Genomic DNA, 14,936 nt, shown 5'->3' with positions numbered 1-14,936 from the left:
GCGTACCGGTCAGGATGTAGGGTCGATATCAGCCTCGCGGACATCCTGCTTACAAATACCGTCTTATGCCCGGCGTTTACGGAAAATGGGCATTACGCTGCGTGGCATCCTCCCGCGCCATCCGGCCCGCGGGCGGGGCAGAGCGCTGGGCGGTCGTGCCTGCGAAGGCGACCCGGAACGGCCGCCCAGCCCGGAGCGTCCGGGAAAGTCGTTCCGTCCCGGTAAGCTCACCTGGCGTGAGTTCCTACAGCCCCATCGGACCGGTCGTCGGCATCATCGGCGCGGGTCAGCTGGCCAGGATGTCGCAGCCACCCGCCATCGCGCTCGGTGTCGAGCTGCGGGTGCTGGCCAACAGCTCTGAGGAGAGCGCCGCACGTGTGATCGTCGACACGCGCATCGGAGACTACCGCGATCTGGACGATCTACGCGAGTTCGCCAAGGGCTGCGACGCGATCACGTTCGATCACGAACACGTCCCCACCGAGCACATCCGGGCCCTGGCCGAGGCCGGCCACGCCGTGCACCCTGGCGCCGACGCACTCGTGCACGCCCAGGACAAGGCGGTCATGCGCGAGCGGCTCAGCGCGATCGGCGTGCCCTGCCCGGCCTGGGCGCGCGTGTCGTCGGCCGAGGAGGCCGAGCGCTTCGCGGGCGAGCACGGCTGGCCGGTGGTGCTGAAGTCGGTGCGCGGCGGCTACGACGGCCGCGGCGTGTGGGTGTGCCGGTCCCCGGAGGACGTCGCGGAGGCGTTCGCGACCGGGGTCGAGCTGCTCGCCGAGGCGTTCGTGCCGTTCGAGCGGGAGCTCGCCGTGCTGGTGGCCCGCTCGCCGCACGGGCAGGGCGTCAGCTACCCGGTCGTGGAGACCGTCCAGCAGGACGGCATCTGCGTGGAGGTCATCGCGCCCGCTCCCCGGCTGGACCCCGAGGAGGCGGCGCAGGCGCAGCGCATCGCCCTGAAGATCGCCCACGAGCTGGGCGTGACCGGGCTGCTCGCGGTGGAGCTGTTCGACACCCCGAACGGGCTCGTGGTCAACGAGCTGGCCATGCGCCCGCACAACAGCGGCCACTGGACGATCGAGGGCTCGACGACCTCGCAGTTCGAGCAGCATCTGAGGGCGGTGCTGGACCTGCCGCTCGGCTCGCCCAAGATGACCGCCCAGGTCGTCGTCATGGCCAACCTGCTCGGGGGCGAGGAGCCCGACCTGTTCAAGCGCTACGAGCACGTGCTGGCCCACGATCCGGGCATCAAGCTGCACTTCTACGGCAAGGAGGTGCGCCCCGGCCGGAAGATCGGCCACGTGACGGCCCTCGGCTCCAACCTCGAAGAGGTCCGCGCCCGCGCCCGCCACGCCGCCGTCTATCTCACCACCGGGGAGTACACATGAGCGTCGGCATCGTCATGGGCAGTGACTCCGACTGGCCGGTCATGAAGGCCGCCGCGGAGGCCGTCGCCGAGTTCGGCGTGCCCTTCGAGGCGGACGTGGTCTCGGCGCACCGCATGCCCACCGAGATGATCGAGTACGGCCGCGGCGCCGCGTCCCGCGGTCTCCAGGTGATCATCGCCGGGGCCGGCGGGGCGGCGCACCTGCCCGGGATGCTGGCCTCCGTCACGCCGCTGCCGGTGATCGGGGTTCCGGTGCCGCTGAAGTACCTCGACGGGATGGACTCCCTGCTGTCGATCGTCCAGATGCCCGCCGGGGTGCCGGTGGCCACGGTGGCGGTGGGCGGGGCTCGCAACGCGGGGCTGCTGGCCGTACGCATCCTCGCCGCGTCGGACGCGAAGCTGCGGGAGCGCATGGAGGAGTTCCAGGGGCGGCTGAAGGAGCAGGCGTACGCCAAGGGCGAGAAGCTCCGCGCGGAGGCCGCCCAGCTGCAGGGCTGATGAAGAGTGGCCGCCCGCAGATTCGCGGGCGGCCACTGCTTTTCCAGCGTTACGGGTTTCCGGGGTTACGGGTTTCCGGGGGTTACGCGTTTTCCAGGGTTACGGGCGGCCCAGGGCGCGGTAGTGCCATCCGGCGGAGCGCCACGTCTCGGCGTTCAGGGCGTTACGTCCGTCCACGATGCGCCGGGTCGCGACCACCGCGCCCAGCTCCTCCGGGTCGAGCTCCACGAACTCCTGCCACTCCGTGAGCAGCAGCACGACGTGTGCCCCGCGGACCGCCTCAAGGGCCGACTCGCCGTAGTTCAGCTCGGGGTGCGCCTTACGGGCGTTCACGAGCGCGATCGGGTCGTACACGGTGACCTGTCCGCCCTGGTGGCCGATGGTCACGGCGACGTCCAGCGCGGGGGAGTCGCGAATGTCGTCCGAGTTGGGCTTGAACGCGGCGCCCAGCACGCCCACGGTGCACCCGTGGAACGAGCCCCCGGCCAGCTCCCTCGCCAGGTCGACCATGCGGGCCCGGCGGCGCATGTTGATGGCGTCCACCTCGCGCAGGAACGTCAGCGCCTGGTCCGCGCCCAGCTCCCCGGCCCGCGCCATGAAGGCCCTGATGTCCTTGGGCAGGCAGCCGCCGCCGAACCCGAGCCCGGCGTTGAGGAAGCGCCCGCCGATCCTGTTGTCGTACGACAGGGCCTCGGAGAGCTGCTTGACGTCGGCGTGAGCGGCCTCGCAGACCTCGGCCATGGCGTTGATGAAGGAGATCTTGGTGGCGAGGAAGGCGTTGGCGGCCGTCTTGACCAGCTCGGAGGTGGCGAGATCGGTCACCACGAAGGGAACGTCGCCCATCGGCTCGTAGACCTCACGCAGCACCTTCTCCGCTCGTTCGGTGCGTACACCGAGCACGAGACGGTCCGGGTGCAAGGTGTCCTCGACCGCGAACCCCTCACGCAGGAACTCGGGGTTCCACGCCAGCTCGGCCTGCGCTCCGGCGGGCGCGAGGCGGGCGAGCTTGTCCGCGAGCCGCTCGGCCGTGCCGACGGGCACGGTGGACTTGCCGACGACCAGGCACTCCCGGTCGAGGAACGGGGCGAGGGACTCGATGGCGCTGTCCACGTAGGTGACGTCCGCGGCGTACTCGCCGCGTTTCTGCGGTGTGCCCACGCAGATGAAGTGCACGTCGCCGAAGGCGGCGACCTCCTCGTAGGAGGTGGTGAAGCGGAGGCGGCCGGACTCGAGGCCGCGGCGGAGCACCGGTTCGAGCCCAGGCTCGTGGATCGGGAGCTCACCTTGGTTCAGTCTGGCGATCTTGTCTTCGTCTATATCAAGCCCAAGGACCTCGAATCCAAGATCAGCCATGCACGCCGCATGGGTGATCCCCAGGTATCCGGTCCCGATCACCGTGAGGCGATATGGCACGAGTGAGCTCCTTTCGGTCGCGCAGGCATGCTACCGGGACTCGCTACCTCCTACGTGCCACCTGCACCTCTTCGCAAACCGTACTAGCTGGTAACAAATGGTCGGACGTCCTAGTATCTAGCGCATGAGCTTCCCTCTTTACGCCCCCGCCGAGGAGCACGACCTGCTCAGGGAGACGATCCGGGCCCTGGCCGACGAGAAGATCGCCCCGCACGCCGCCGAGGCCGACGAGACCGAGGAATTCCCCTGGGACGTCTACAAGGCGCTCGTGTCGTCGGACCTGCACGCCGTACACATTCCCGAGCAGTACGGGGGCGCGGGGGCGGACGCTCTGGCCACCGTCATCGTGATCGAGGAAGTGGCTCGGGCCTGCGCCTCCTCCTCTCTGATCCCCGCCGTGAACAAGCTCGGCACGGTCCCCCTCCTCCTTTCGGCCTCGGAGGACCTGAAGTCCCGCTATCTGCCCGCGGTGGCGAGCGGCGAGGCCATGTTCTCGTACGCGCTGTCGGAACCGGAGGCGGGCTCGGACGCGGCGTCCATGAAGACGAAGGCCGTACGGGACGGCGACCACTACGTGCTCAACGGCACCAAGATGTGGATCACCAACGCCGGGATCTCGGAGTATTACACCGTCATGGCCGTGACGGACCCGTCGGCGGGCGCCAGGGGCATCTCGGCCTTCGTCGTCGAGAAGTCGGACGAGGGCGTCTCCTTCGGTCCGAAGGAGAAGAAGCTCGGCATCAAGGGCTCACCCACCCGCCAGGTGATCCTGGACGATGTCCGGATCCCGGCCGACCGCCTGATCGGCGAGCCCGGCACCGGCTTCAAGACCGCCCTGGCCACCCTGGACCACACCCGCGTCACCATCGCCGCCCAGGCCCTGGGAATCGCCCAGGGCGCCCTGGACTACGCGATCGGCTACGTCAAGGAGCGCAAGCAGTTCGGCCGCCCGGTGGCGGACTTCCAGGGGCTGCAGTTCATGATCGCTGACATGGCCATGAAGCTCGAGGCGGCCAGGCAGCTCACGTACCACGCGGCGGCGAAGTCGGAGCGGGCGATGCACGGGGAGCCGCAGAAGGACCTGACCTTCCTGTCCAGCGCCGCGAAGTGCGCCGCCTCGGACGCGGCCATGGAGATCACCACGGACGCGGTGCAACTGCTGGGCGGTTACGGCTACACGAAGGACTTCCCGGTGGAGCGCATGATGCGCGACGCCAAGATCACCCAGATCTACGAGGGCACCAACCAGATCCAGCGCATGGTGATGGCCCGCCAACTTCTCAAGTAAGGGCCTCCAGGGGTCCCTAGGAATCCACAGGGAAAGGCGCGGTCCTCACGATGGGGCGCTTCGCGCTCGAGGCTCAGGCTGTGACATTGGGGGGCGCGGCCCCCCAACCCCCAGCTAAAAGCCGCTGCGCCCCCTTCGTCATGCCCGCGAGTCTGGAACTCGGCCACGGTCACGTCGCGCTCTTGATGGCACGGCGTACAGACCCTGTCGATGGTGCTGGATTACTGGCGCGAGGACGGAGATGCCAGCGCGTCCCCAACTGCACGTGTCGATTCTCGGCTTGATGATCACTGTTCCGTTCCTGTTCCGTAAGGCACGGAACGACGGCCCTGACGTCCGTAGGATCGGGGATCACGCAGCGGCTCGCCCTCTGAGGCCTTCGGGGCATTCTTCGGGGGCGTTCTTCAGTTCCCGTGAGGGTCAGGCGAGGGCGCTTCAACCTATCCACGTAACACGAATGATCAGCACAAGGCGCAGATGCTCCGCGACGATGAAGTTGAGGAACCCACGGCCGCCGAACAGATCGAGGGTTCGAAGACCCCCCCATGTAGCGAGCCTCTACCGGCGCGGATCGCGTCCTGCCAAGGACTGCAAGTTGGTCGGCAAGCCGCTCGATCTCAAGGATGATGGTCGGCGGGAGCCCAGCAATGACATGCTCGGCGTGGGGGTTGTACTCCTAGGTTCAGGCGTCACTCACCAGCGGCCTCTTGGCGCGCGGCTGTCGTGATCTCAGTGATTTCGGCCAAGGCGGTGGCCAACTTGACTCGGTCGGTGGCCGTGGCGACTTCTGCCTCCAAGGCCTGTAGGCGGGCCGCTCGGGCAGGATGGCGCTGAATCGCTACGAACTCGCCCCATTGCTGCAAGAAGTTCTGCAGGGGTGCGACGGTGCTCTGTCGCCTGGTCGAGATGGTCAACAAACTGGCCGAGGTAGGACGGAGCGATCTGAGCGACTGCCGCCCGGAGAGCAGCAGTGGTCAATGGCGGGCGAGGGACCAGGGCCTCGCCGTCCTGATGCGGGGTGGACATTGTTGACCTCCGAGCTGGAGGCCTCCACGCTACCGATACAGCTGAACCTTTCCACCTTAGAATCGCAGGTCGAAGGCTAGGGGTTCGAGTCCTCTCGGCCGCGCTCCAGGCCAAAGGCCCTCTGGGAGGAGCGATCGAGCAGCGGGGAGTGGCTTCTGCGCACAGAGGCACGGTCGTGGTCCCGTCCGTGCCCTTCCCTGTTCCGTCACTGTTCCGTGAGGACGTCAGAACCAACGAGAGATGACGAGAGCCGTAACCGCTGCGCCAGGCGATCACCCGCTGAGAAATTTCCGCCAAAGACCAGTCAGGCGGCAAGGTGCTCCTTTGTGAGCGTGACGACACGCCTGTAGCGCTGAGTAGCCAAATAGTGCTGATCGGTAATGGGATCCTGGCGGCGAAAGCAACCAGCCTTTCCCGGCGGTGTCAGGAGATCCCATGCAGGTGCGTCACTGGTTGATCGGCAGGTTCGTCGCGGCGTCCGGCGGCATCCTGCTCCCCATGGTTGCGGTCGCCCCCGGGCACGCTCAGGCGTCGCCGCCGCCTTACAGCACACCGGGCGCTTACACCTTCACCGTGCCGAACGGCGTGACGAAGATCGTCGCGACCGTCACCGGCGCGGGAGCGGGAGGCGGCGTCGGCGGGGCGGGAGACCGCGGCAGCTTCTACGGCGGCGGTGGGGGAGGGGGCGGCGGCGCCACCGTGACCTGCACACTCGCCGTCCGCGCGGGTAGCACGCTGGCCATTCGCGTAGGCGCCGGCGGTGCCGGTGGGCGCTTTGAGACGGGCGCTCAGCCTAACGGCCTCTCCGGTGGGTTCTCGATCATCAGCATCGATGGAGCCAACCAGGTCGTTGCCACGGCCGGCCGTGGAGGAGGTACCACGTTGAGCTCTCTCGGCGGAGCCGGGGGCCTCGGCGGCGGCACTGCCAACGCGCTGTGCAACGGCACCGCCGCGCGCATCGTCCCGGGCAGCAATGGCGCCAAGGGAAGCAATGGTGACTGGGGCGCCGCGGGAGGCGCTGGGGGCGCAGCCGGGGCACCGATAGGGAGCGGCTGCATGGCCGACGCCGGGCGGGGTGGGGACGGTGGGCACGGCGACGCGTACTTCCATCCATGGCCCGGCCTCAACGGGGCAAACGGCTGCGTGGTGCTCTCGTTCTGAACAGGCCGTTGGCTGCGCCGATACCCGTACCGAGTGACCTGGTCGAACATCGAGGGTCCGTGGCGGGCCCAAGCACCTCGATCGGTTCGGGCGCGGCCGGGTTGCCGGCAAAGCGCCCGATTCCGTGGGACCCGGCGTTCTGTGTCGTGCCGGTCTACTGGCAGAGGGTGGAGATGCCGCCGCGTCCCCAGCTGCACGTGTCGATCTTCTTGAGGTCGCTGCCTCGATAGAGCCCTGCCGTGTCCCCGTCGTTGTTCCAGACGTACCACTTGCGTCCCCAGTACAGCGTGGTCGTGCCGTCAGTCCCCTGACCTGAGCGCACGGTCACCGACTTGCCCGGCTTGAGGGTGAATCTCGGGAACCTGTACGTGTAGCCGGTCTCGTCCCGCAGGATCCACTTCTCGAGCTGGATGCTCTTCTTGGACGTGTTGCGCAGCACCGCGTACTCGCCGTTGAGCGAGACGTTGCCGCCCCGGTCCGACCCCGGCGAGTCGTAGTACACCTTGACGATCTGAACGACCGGGGTCGCCGCCTGAGCGGACGTAGAGGCCAACGGCAGGACCACGATCGCGGCGCCGGTCGCCGCGAGCAGACGCTTGAGCACTACGGGCTCCATAGGGCTAGGGATGGAACGTGACATCAATGGGACGATTGCTGCCATTCGGGGGTTGGCAATCGCCGGTGTCCGCATCCGGCCACGGCACGCGAACACGCCCATCGTCGAGATAACGCTGAGGAGGCACGGAATGAGTGGCGAGCCCGCTACCGGCATGCTGCACCACGTCGAGCTCTGGGTGCCCGACCTGCCGCGAGCCGTCGAGAGCTGGCGATGGCTGCTGGAGGCGCTCGGCTACACGCTCTTCCAGGATTGGAGCGGTGGCCGCAGCTGGCGGCTCGGGGCCACGTACCTGGTCCTGGAGCAGTCGCCCGCGCTCACTGCCGACCGGCACGAGCGATGCCGCCCCGGGCTGAACCATCTGGCCTTCCACGTGGAGAGCCGCGCCATGGTCGATGCTCTGGTGGCGCAGGCGCCCGCGAACGGCTGGACGCTGATGTTCCCTGACCGGCACCCCTATGCCGGCGGAGATCAGCACTACGCCGCCTATCTGGAGGACAGGGACGGCTTCGAGGTCGAGCTCGTCGCCGTGGACCCATCAGGCAGCGCGTGACAGACGGCACATGCGATCGAGTGTCGCAGGTCACAGAAGTATACTTCTGAGAAGTATACTTCTGTGTATGTGCTTGGAGTGGTCTTGATCCGGAAGCCGGGACACGTCTTCGACCGCGTGCGGGAGTGGCAAGGTCTGGAAGGCTTTGTGGCGCCGCAGCACCGAACGGCCGCGATGCCCGGTGCGACGCTGGGGGTTGTCAGCGGCCGACGCCGGCAGGGGAAGAGCTTTCTGCTGCAGGCACTGGCGGAAGCGACCGATGGGCTGTATTTCGCCGCCATCGAGGCGACGGAGGCCGAATCGCTGAGGCTCTTCACCGAAGCTCTCACGCGATTCACCAGGCAGGTCGTGGAGATTCCTTTCCGCGACTGGAACGACGCCATTCCCTATATGTTTCGCGCCTTCCGCGATCGCCCGGCACCGGTGATCATCGATGAGTTCCCGTTCCTGTTCAGGGCCTCGCCCGCGCTGCCGTCGATCATTCAGCGCGAGCTCGGGCCTGGCGGCAGCGGGCGCGAGAGCGCCGCCCGGCTGATTCTCTGTGGATCGGCCATGTCCGTGATGGGCGGCCTTCTTTCGGGGCAGGCGCCACTGCGCGGACGGGCCGGGCTGGAGCTCATGATCCATCCGTTTCGCTATCGGGACGCGGCGGAGTTCTGGGAGATCACGGATCCTCGGCTCGCCGTACTGGTGCACGCGATCGTCGGTGGAACGCCTGCCTACCGGTACGAGTTCACGCAGGGTGACGTGCCGGAGAGCCTTGACGACTTCGACTCCTGGGTCGTCCGCACTGTGCTCAATCCGCAGATGCCGCTCTTTCGCGAGGCCAGATATCTGCTTGCTGAAGAGTCGGAGATACGGGATCCGGCGCTCTATCACTCAGTGCTGGCGGCGATCGCGAGTGGAAACTCCACCAATGGCGGGATCGCCAACTATGTGGGGCGCAGGTCCGATCAGATCACGCATCCGCTCACGGTGCTGGAGGACTGTGCGCTGGTCAGGCGGGAGCCGGACCTGTTCCGCTCGGGACGCGCCCGCTATCGCATCGTGGAGCCGTTGATCACGTTCTATGAGGCGATCATGCGGCGTCGCTGGCCGGAGCTGGAGATTCATCGGGCCGAACCCGTATGGCAGGCGGTCAGGCAGACGTTTCTCGCCCAGGTGGTGGGGCCGCACTTCGAGTCACTGTGCCGCGACTTCGCGCTGGACGCGGGCGATTCGGTTTTCGGCGAGTTCCCCGCGGAGATCGGAGCAGGTGTCGTGCCCGATCCGGCCAACAGGGGCCAGGTCGAGGTCGACGTGGTGGCGCTGGCCGCACAGGAGCCCGGGAGGCCGCGGCGGATCCTGTCGCTCGGCGAGGTCAAGTGGGGTGAGGTGATGAGCCGCCATCACCTCAAGCGGCTCGCGAGGGCGCGCGAGTTGCTGGGGGAGAAGGGGTATGACACACGCGACACCGTGCTCGCCTGCTATGGGGGAGCGGGATTCAGCGACGAGCTGAGCGCGGCGGCGAGTGATGATCCCCGGGTGGCTCTGGTGGGGCTTGAGCGGTTGTATCGCCCGTAGGAGGCCCGGATGGGCAGTTTGGGCGTGTTTCACTGTCAGTTCACTCATATGTCAGACAGCGGCACTCGATCGGTATAACGTCTGGTTTCGGTCTGATCCTTAACTGAAGACGGGTACCGCAACATGCGCAAAGTCCTGACGCTCGCCGTGGCCGCCACCGCCTCCATCGGGCTGCTGGCCGCCCCTGCCGCCGCTGACAACGACCGCCCCAGGGAGCTGCCGACCGAGATCAACGGGGGCGCCTGGACCGAAGGGCACGTCCAGGGCATCGCCATCGACCAGCGCAAGGGGTACATGTACTTCTCGTTCACGAACGTCCTCGTCAAGACCGACCTCAAGGGCAACCTCATCGGGTCGGTGACGGGCTTCACCGGGCACCTCGGCGATCTCGACTTCAACGCCAAGGACGGCCGCGTGTACGGCTCCCTGGAGTACAAGGAGCAGGAGTCGTTCTACATCGCAATCTTCGACGTCGACCGCATCACCAGCCCGAACATGGACGCCCAGAGCACCGGCGTGGTCAAGACGGTCTACCTCAAGGAGGTCGTCGCCGACTACACCGCCGACATGAACGGCGACGGCAAGTTCGACGGGAACGTCGCCAACACGGCCGACCACCGTTACGGCTGCAGCGGCATCGACGGCGTGTCCTTCGGGCCGCAGTTCGGGCGGAAGCACGGCAAGCAGCTGCTCACCGTCGCGTACGGCATCTACTCGAACGTCGACCGGAAGGACAACGACTACCAGGTCGTCCTTCAGTACGACATCCAGCAGTGGAAGAAGTACGAGAAGCCGCTCACCGAGAGCGACCCGCACAAGAGCGGCCCCGAGCAGACGGACGGCAAGTACTTCGCCTACACCGGCAACACCACCTACGGCGTGCAGAACCTCGAGTGGGACGAGCACACCGGCAACTGGATGATGGCCGTCTACAAGGGGAAGAAGCCGCAGTTCCCCAACTACTCCTTCTTCATGGTCGACGGCGGCGCGCGGCCCACCGAGGGTGACATCGCCGGGCAGCCGCAGCCCGAGCGGGGCCGGCTGCTCACGCTGGCGCCCGGCGGGCTCCAGCACGACGCCACCGGTGTCAGGGGCTGGGAGTTCACCGGCGAGTACGGCCTGATCTCGCTGGGCGGCGGCCGCTACTACGTCTCCAAGGCGGGGACGGTCGTGGACAACGGCGTCAGCAAGCACACCGGCGCCGCGCAGCTCTACCGCTGGACGGGCCAGACGCCGACCCCGTTCGAGAAGGTCGGTTAAGACTGGGGACGCCCCGGGGGCGGCGCAGCCCGTCCCCGGCTCCCGAGCCTGAGCGACCTGCCCGCGACAGGCGGCCACGGCTGTTAGGGTCGTTGCTCATCTCGCGACGCTCGCGACGCTCGCGACGCTCGGAAAGCTCGGGACGCTCCCGAATGTAGTGAGCGTCCCTGACGTAGCGAGCGTCCTGGACGTAGCGAGCGGTGCGAACGAGCGACGACATTGGGAGGGTCATGCGGCGGGCCACGAGGAAGACCGTTTCCTTGCTGATCGGAGTCGCCGCTCCGATCGCGATGATGGCGCCCGCGGCGGACGCGCAGGCCGACGCGCAGGCGCGTCCGGCCTGGGTCGCCTACCACGGTCTGACGGCCGCCCAGAGCGTGGAGCGGGTCCGCCAGCTCAGGGATGAGGGCTTCCGCCCGATTACGGTAAACGTTTCCGACGGTGAACGGTATGCGGCCGTATGGGTGAAGGGTGGCTCTCCGGCCAATTGGGGCCTCTGGCAGGGCATGTCGGTCGAGGCGCTCCGGCAGCGGTTCGACCAGGGGTTGCGGGAAGGGGCGCAGCCGATTTCCGTCTCGGCCACCGGGCCGGCCGACTCGCCGGTGTTCACGGCGATCTTCGAGAAGAGAAGCGGCAGGTTCCTGCTCCGGTCCGACCTGACGCCCGATCAGTTCGGCGCCGCAAACAAGGAGGCCGCCGGCCGCGGGCTCGCGCTGACCTCCGTCGACGTGTACGGCACCCCTGACGACCTGCGGTACGTGGGCGTGTGGACGGCCAACAGGGGCGGCGCCTGGTCCTGCACGTACGGCAGGACCAGGGAGCAGCACGAGGAGACCTTCTACGCCAAGAGGAAACAGGGGTTCCGGCCGGTCAAGGTGGCCGTGGGGCCCGACGGGACGTACACCGCGGTGTGGCGCAAGGGCAGCGACAGGACCTGGGCCCACTACATCGACATGACCTCCGCGAGCTACCAGAAGCGGTTCGACGACCTCAAGGACAAGGGGCTGTTCCCGGTCCAGGTGAACGCGGAGAACGGGCGTTACGCCGGGATCTGGGAGTAACCGACCGAGGGCTACTTGGCCAGCAGGATCTGGACATCCCCTGAGGCGCTGCGGGCCTTGATGGTGTTGGTGCTCTTGGGGTCGCCCTTGAGCTCGGAATGTTCGGTGCCCTCCTGGCTGTGGGCACTGATCGCGTAGGCGGCCCTGGGCACGGTGGCGGTCACCCTGCCGTCCTGGGACTGCAGGTCGAGGGCGGTGGGCGGGTTGGCGAACGTCAGGTCGATCGCGCCGTCCGACGTCCGGCACCTGACGTTCGCGGACTTCAGGCCGTCGCCCGTGATCGGGCCCTCGCTCGTCAGCCGGAGCCTTCCCGTGGTGCCGGTGACCTGGATGCGGTCCCCGCTGGACACGTCGACGTCCTGGGTGAGGCCGTTCAGGATGACGCCGTCCGACGCGTCGATCGACAGCCGTACGCCGGGCGGGACCTTGACGTGATAGCGGGCGCCGCAGTCGCCGAAGACCATGCTGCAGTTGGCGCCGAGGCGGAGGATGCCGTCGCGCAGGGACCAGGTGGCGTTGCCGTCGTCGGCGGCCTTGCCGCGTACCCACCGCTCCACCTCGACCTGGCCGCCGGTGCCCGGGAGGACGCGCACGCCACCCAGGGAGGATCTGATCTGCAGGGAGGTGCCGGTCAGGGTGAACGACTGGGCGGAGTGGACGTCCACTGCATCGAGGCCCCCGCATCCGCTCGCCGCCAGCGCGACGGCGAGGGCCGCCGCGACTCGCCTCATCGGGATGTTCATGGCAACGATCGTGGCCGAGCGTTCCTCGCCCGCCATCGACCTTCCGGCCGACCACCGGCTCCCCGCCATCGACCATTCGGCCATTGGCCGGCAAGCCCACCCGCCATCGACCATTCGGCCATTGGCCGGCAAGCCCACCCGCCATCGACCATCCGGCCATTGGCGGGCGAGCCCACCCGCAGCCCCCGCGACCTCAGAGGCTCAGAGGCTCAGAGGGCCGAGAGCAGCGCGGTGACGTGCTGGATCGGGTCCGAGCCGAGCGGCCGGACCGCCACCGTGCCGGCCCCGGCCGCCCACAGCGCCTTGACCTGCGCGGCCGCCGCCTCAGGAGAGCCCACGGCCATCACCACCTCCTCGGGCGCGACCCCGAGGAAGCCCGCCTGTCCCTCCACCATCGGACGCGTGACCTCCGCGAAGTCGGCCCCGGTGTGCAGGAACGTGAAGACCACCAGCTCGTGGTCGGCGTCGCCCCCGATCTGCTCCAGGATCCCGGGCAGCTGGGCGGGGCCGACGCCCTCCGGCAGGATCGTGCCCTGGGCGACCCGGCCCGACAGCGCCAGCGAGCGCGGCCCCTTCACCCCGGCCAGCACGGGCGGCGGCACGGCCGGCGGGTGCACCAGGGAGACCCCGTCCAGGTGGACGGACTTGCCGTGCAGGGTGACCGTCTCGCCGCGCAGCAGCGCGCGTACGGCCGTGATGGTCTCCTCCAGGAGCGCCAGCGGCGACCGAGGGGCGGCGCCCACCTGGCGCATCCAGTCGCCCACGCCGTGCCCGACGCCGGCGGCCAGCCGGCCGGGATGCACCCTGGCCAGGTTGGCCAGCTCCATCGCCAGCAGCATCGGGTTGCGCAGCGGAGCGGGCGTGATGCCGATGCCGACGCGCAGCCGGGAGGTGACGGCGAGCGCGGTGGCGGCGGCCGAGATGCCGCCGGTCCATCCGAGGTCCTCCACGACCCAGAGGTCGTCTATGGACGTCTCGTCGAGTGCCCTGGCGAACGGGATCAGCTGCTCGGGCGGCAGGTCCCGGTCGAACATGACGCCAAGTCTCACGATGCCCTCCAGTAATAGCGGAACAACCGGCCGACCTCCGAGTATCCAGCACGCAGGAAGGCGTTGGCAGTGGGGACGTTGGCGAGGTCCGTGGCGGCGACGATGCGCTGCAGGCCGGCCTCGGCGAGCGTGCGCGTGCCCCTGGCCAGGAGGTCGTTGACGTAGCCGTGGCCGCGGTGCTCGGGCACGACGCCGATGTAGGCGATCGAGTGGTCGTCGGGGGCCACCAGGCCGACGGGGGAGTCGCCCAGGTAACCGATGACGAACCAGTCGGGCTTGGCCCGCCGGTTGACGAGGTCGTCGTACATCCATCGGGCTTCGTGCTCGGCGCCCGCCGTGGCCACCTCGATCCGCGTGTCGTAGTCGAGCGAGCCCTCCGAGATGCGGACGAGGATGTCGATCACCTCGGCCGGGTCCATGCGGCGCGCCGGGTGGTACGTCAGGCGGCCGGGGTCGGGCGGCACGTCGCTGCCCGCCACCCATTCGAGCACGAGCCGCTCGACCTCCATGGCGAACCCGGCCAGGGTCAGGGCCTCGTGCTCGACGGCGCGATCGACGACAGGGTTCAGGCCCGGCTTGAGGGAGATGTCGTAAATTATCTTGCTCAGGCCCATCGTGCGCAGGCTGCTGCGCAGCAGCTCGGCCGCGGCGGCGGGGTCGGGGCCCGGGTCGAACTGCCAGATGATCACCGGCTCCGCACCGGCGACGGCCGCCCAGAACGCCAGGCGGGCCTGCCCTTCCACGAAGCACCACTCAGGCCGGGTCCTGCCCTCGTCGAAGGCGGCCGCGAGCTGAGAGCGCCCCGGCTCGGGGAACTCGTCGAACAATGTGAAACCCTCCGCGCATGAGAGGGCGCTCTCACGACGTCATGCGGTCGTGCGAGGTGTGCCCCGTGCTGACATGACCATTTTCTCGCACGTTCTCGTACAGAGAACGTGCGAGGGGATCAGCCGGTCCGCCCGGCGGAGGTCAGGCGGCGCTGCTGAAGGCCGAGCAGGCCTCTCCGAGGGATTCGCGCGTCTCGAAGTGCCGATCGAGATTGGTGATCGTCAGCAGGTGGCGGATCATGCCCGGGCCGAGCACGAGGATCAGCCGGCCCTTCACGCGCTGGACGTGGTTGAGCGTGGCCACCAGCACGCCGAGCCCCACGGAGTCGCAGAACGGCACCTCGGTCAGATCGACGACGAGGTTGAGTGGATCGGCGGCCTCGATGGCCTCGTCGAGCTCCACTCGCAATCGGGGGGCTCCGGCAACGTCGAGATCTCCGACGACGCGCAGCACCATGCAGGGGTCTTCCCGCCACGATCTGACCACCATGGGC

General features: G+C 68.3%; 14 protein-coding genes. 8 read left to right on the top strand and 6 right to left on the bottom strand.

From position 1 onward, the window contains the following. Window positions 1–236 precede the first annotated feature (236 nt). Window positions 237–1,385: a 5-(carboxyamino)imidazole ribonucleotide synthase gene (locus AB0H84_RS27655; RefSeq protein WP_357610004.1), complete on the top strand. Its 1,149-nt coding sequence runs from the start codon at window positions 237–239 to the stop codon at window positions 1,383–1,385. Next, window positions 1,382–1,882, top strand: coding sequence for a 5-(carboxyamino)imidazole ribonucleotide mutase (purE, locus tag AB0H84_RS27650; RefSeq protein WP_357610001.1), 501 nt, complete (start codon window positions 1,382–1,384; stop codon window positions 1,880–1,882). Before AB0H84_RS27655 ends, purE begins: the two co-directional genes overlap by 4 nt. A 99-nt stretch (window positions 1,883–1,981) precedes the next feature. Here purE and AB0H84_RS27645 read toward each other — a convergent pair whose 3' ends face one another. Continuing rightward, window positions 1,982–3,295 (bottom strand): UDP-glucose/GDP-mannose dehydrogenase family protein, encoded by a 1,314-nt coding sequence (locus AB0H84_RS27645; RefSeq protein ID WP_357609998.1) that lies wholly within the window; start codon window positions 3,293–3,295, stop codon window positions 1,982–1,984. Window positions 3,296–3,419: 124 nt separating this feature from the next. Here AB0H84_RS27645 and AB0H84_RS27640 point away from each other — a divergent pair, with 124 nt between their 5' ends. Together AB0H84_RS27640 and AB0H84_RS27635 are read left to right on the top strand one after the other, a co-directional pair. Next, complete coding sequence (locus tag AB0H84_RS27640) at window positions 3,420–4,583, top strand: acyl-CoA dehydrogenase family protein (RefSeq protein WP_357609995.1); 1,164 nt, start codon at window positions 3,420–3,422, stop codon at window positions 4,581–4,583. 1,461 nt (window positions 4,584–6,044) lie between these two features. Further along, window positions 6,045–6,770, top strand: a complete 726-nt coding sequence (locus tag AB0H84_RS27635) for a glycine-rich domain-containing protein (RefSeq protein WP_357609993.1) — start codon at window positions 6,045–6,047, stop codon at window positions 6,768–6,770. Window positions 6,771–6,924: 154 nt separating this feature from the next. Here the strand turns inward: AB0H84_RS27635 and AB0H84_RS27630 are convergent, their stop codons facing one another. Then, window positions 6,925–7,374 (bottom strand): lamin tail domain-containing protein, encoded by a 450-nt coding sequence (locus AB0H84_RS27630; protein WP_357609990.1) that lies wholly within the window; start codon window positions 7,372–7,374, stop codon window positions 6,925–6,927. Between the two features lie 142 nt (window positions 7,375–7,516). Between AB0H84_RS27630 and AB0H84_RS27625 the strand changes: the two genes are divergently transcribed. The 4 genes from AB0H84_RS27625 to AB0H84_RS27610 all read left to right on the top strand — a co-directional run bounded on the left by AB0H84_RS27625 (window position 7,517) and on the right by AB0H84_RS27610 (window position 11,823). Further along, entirely contained in the window at window positions 7,517–7,939 is a 423-nt protein-coding gene (locus AB0H84_RS27625; protein WP_357609987.1) for a VOC family protein, read from the top strand. 84 nt (window positions 7,940–8,023) lie between these two features. Further along, window positions 8,024–9,502, top strand: a complete 1,479-nt coding sequence (locus AB0H84_RS27620; RefSeq protein ID WP_357609984.1) for an ATP-binding protein — start codon at window positions 8,024–8,026, stop codon at window positions 9,500–9,502. Window positions 9,503–9,625: 123 nt separating this feature from the next. Next, a complete protein-coding gene (locus AB0H84_RS27615) occupies window positions 9,626–10,762 on the top strand; it encodes a hypothetical protein (RefSeq protein WP_357609980.1) in 1,137 nt (378 codons plus the stop codon). 260 nt (window positions 10,763–11,022) lie between these two features. Continuing rightward, entirely contained in the window at window positions 11,023–11,823 is an 801-nt protein-coding gene (locus AB0H84_RS27610; RefSeq protein ID WP_357609977.1) for a hypothetical protein, read from the top strand. A gap of 11 nt (window positions 11,824–11,834) precedes the next feature. Here AB0H84_RS27610 and AB0H84_RS27605 read toward each other — a convergent pair whose 3' ends face one another. From AB0H84_RS27605 to AB0H84_RS27590, 4 genes are all read right to left on the bottom strand, one after another. Continuing rightward, complete coding sequence (locus AB0H84_RS27605; protein ID WP_357609974.1) at window positions 11,835–12,566, bottom strand: DUF4097 family beta strand repeat-containing protein; 732 nt, start codon at window positions 12,564–12,566, stop codon at window positions 11,835–11,837. Window positions 12,567–12,775: 209 nt separating this feature from the next. After that, window positions 12,776–13,615, bottom strand: a complete 840-nt coding sequence (locus AB0H84_RS27600) for an LLM class flavin-dependent oxidoreductase (protein WP_357609971.1) — start codon at window positions 13,613–13,615, stop codon at window positions 12,776–12,778. Next, a complete protein-coding gene (locus AB0H84_RS27595) occupies window positions 13,612–14,442 on the bottom strand; it encodes a GNAT family N-acetyltransferase (RefSeq protein ID WP_357609968.1) in 831 nt (276 codons plus the stop codon). The genes AB0H84_RS27600 and AB0H84_RS27595 overlap by 4 nt, the downstream gene beginning before the upstream one ends. Before the next feature lie 142 nt (window positions 14,443–14,584). Beyond that, complete coding sequence (locus tag AB0H84_RS27590; protein ID WP_357609965.1) at window positions 14,585–14,932, bottom strand: STAS domain-containing protein; 348 nt, start codon at window positions 14,930–14,932, stop codon at window positions 14,585–14,587. Window positions 14,933–14,936: the final 4 nt, after the last annotated feature.

Source organism: Nonomuraea sp. NPDC050786 (assembly GCF_040654115.1).
GTDB lineage: Bacteria > Actinomycetota > Actinomycetes > Streptosporangiales > Streptosporangiaceae > Nonomuraea.
Note: the sequence above shows the minus strand (reverse complement) of the source record. Positions and strands in the feature narration are given on the sequence as shown.

Coding starts and splice junctions, on each gene's coding strand:
- purE (WP_357610001.1), top strand. CDS start 1,382: ATGAGCGTCGGCATCGTCATGGGCAGTGACTCCGACTGGCCGGTCATG.
- AB0H84_RS27590 (WP_357609965.1), bottom strand. CDS start 14,932: ATGGTGGTCAGATCGTGGCGGGAAGACCCCTGCATGGTGCTGCGCGTC.
- AB0H84_RS27605 (WP_357609974.1), bottom strand. CDS start 12,566: ATGAACATCCCGATGAGGCGAGTCGCGGCGGCCCTCGCCGTCGCGCTG.
- AB0H84_RS27625 (WP_357609987.1), top strand. CDS start 7,517: ATGAGTGGCGAGCCCGCTACCGGCATGCTGCACCACGTCGAGCTCTGG.
- AB0H84_RS27615 (WP_357609980.1), top strand. CDS start 9,626: ATGCGCAAAGTCCTGACGCTCGCCGTGGCCGCCACCGCCTCCATCGGG.
- AB0H84_RS27635 (WP_357609993.1), top strand. CDS start 6,045: ATGCAGGTGCGTCACTGGTTGATCGGCAGGTTCGTCGCGGCGTCCGGC.
- AB0H84_RS27640 (WP_357609995.1), top strand. CDS start 3,420: ATGAGCTTCCCTCTTTACGCCCCCGCCGAGGAGCACGACCTGCTCAGG.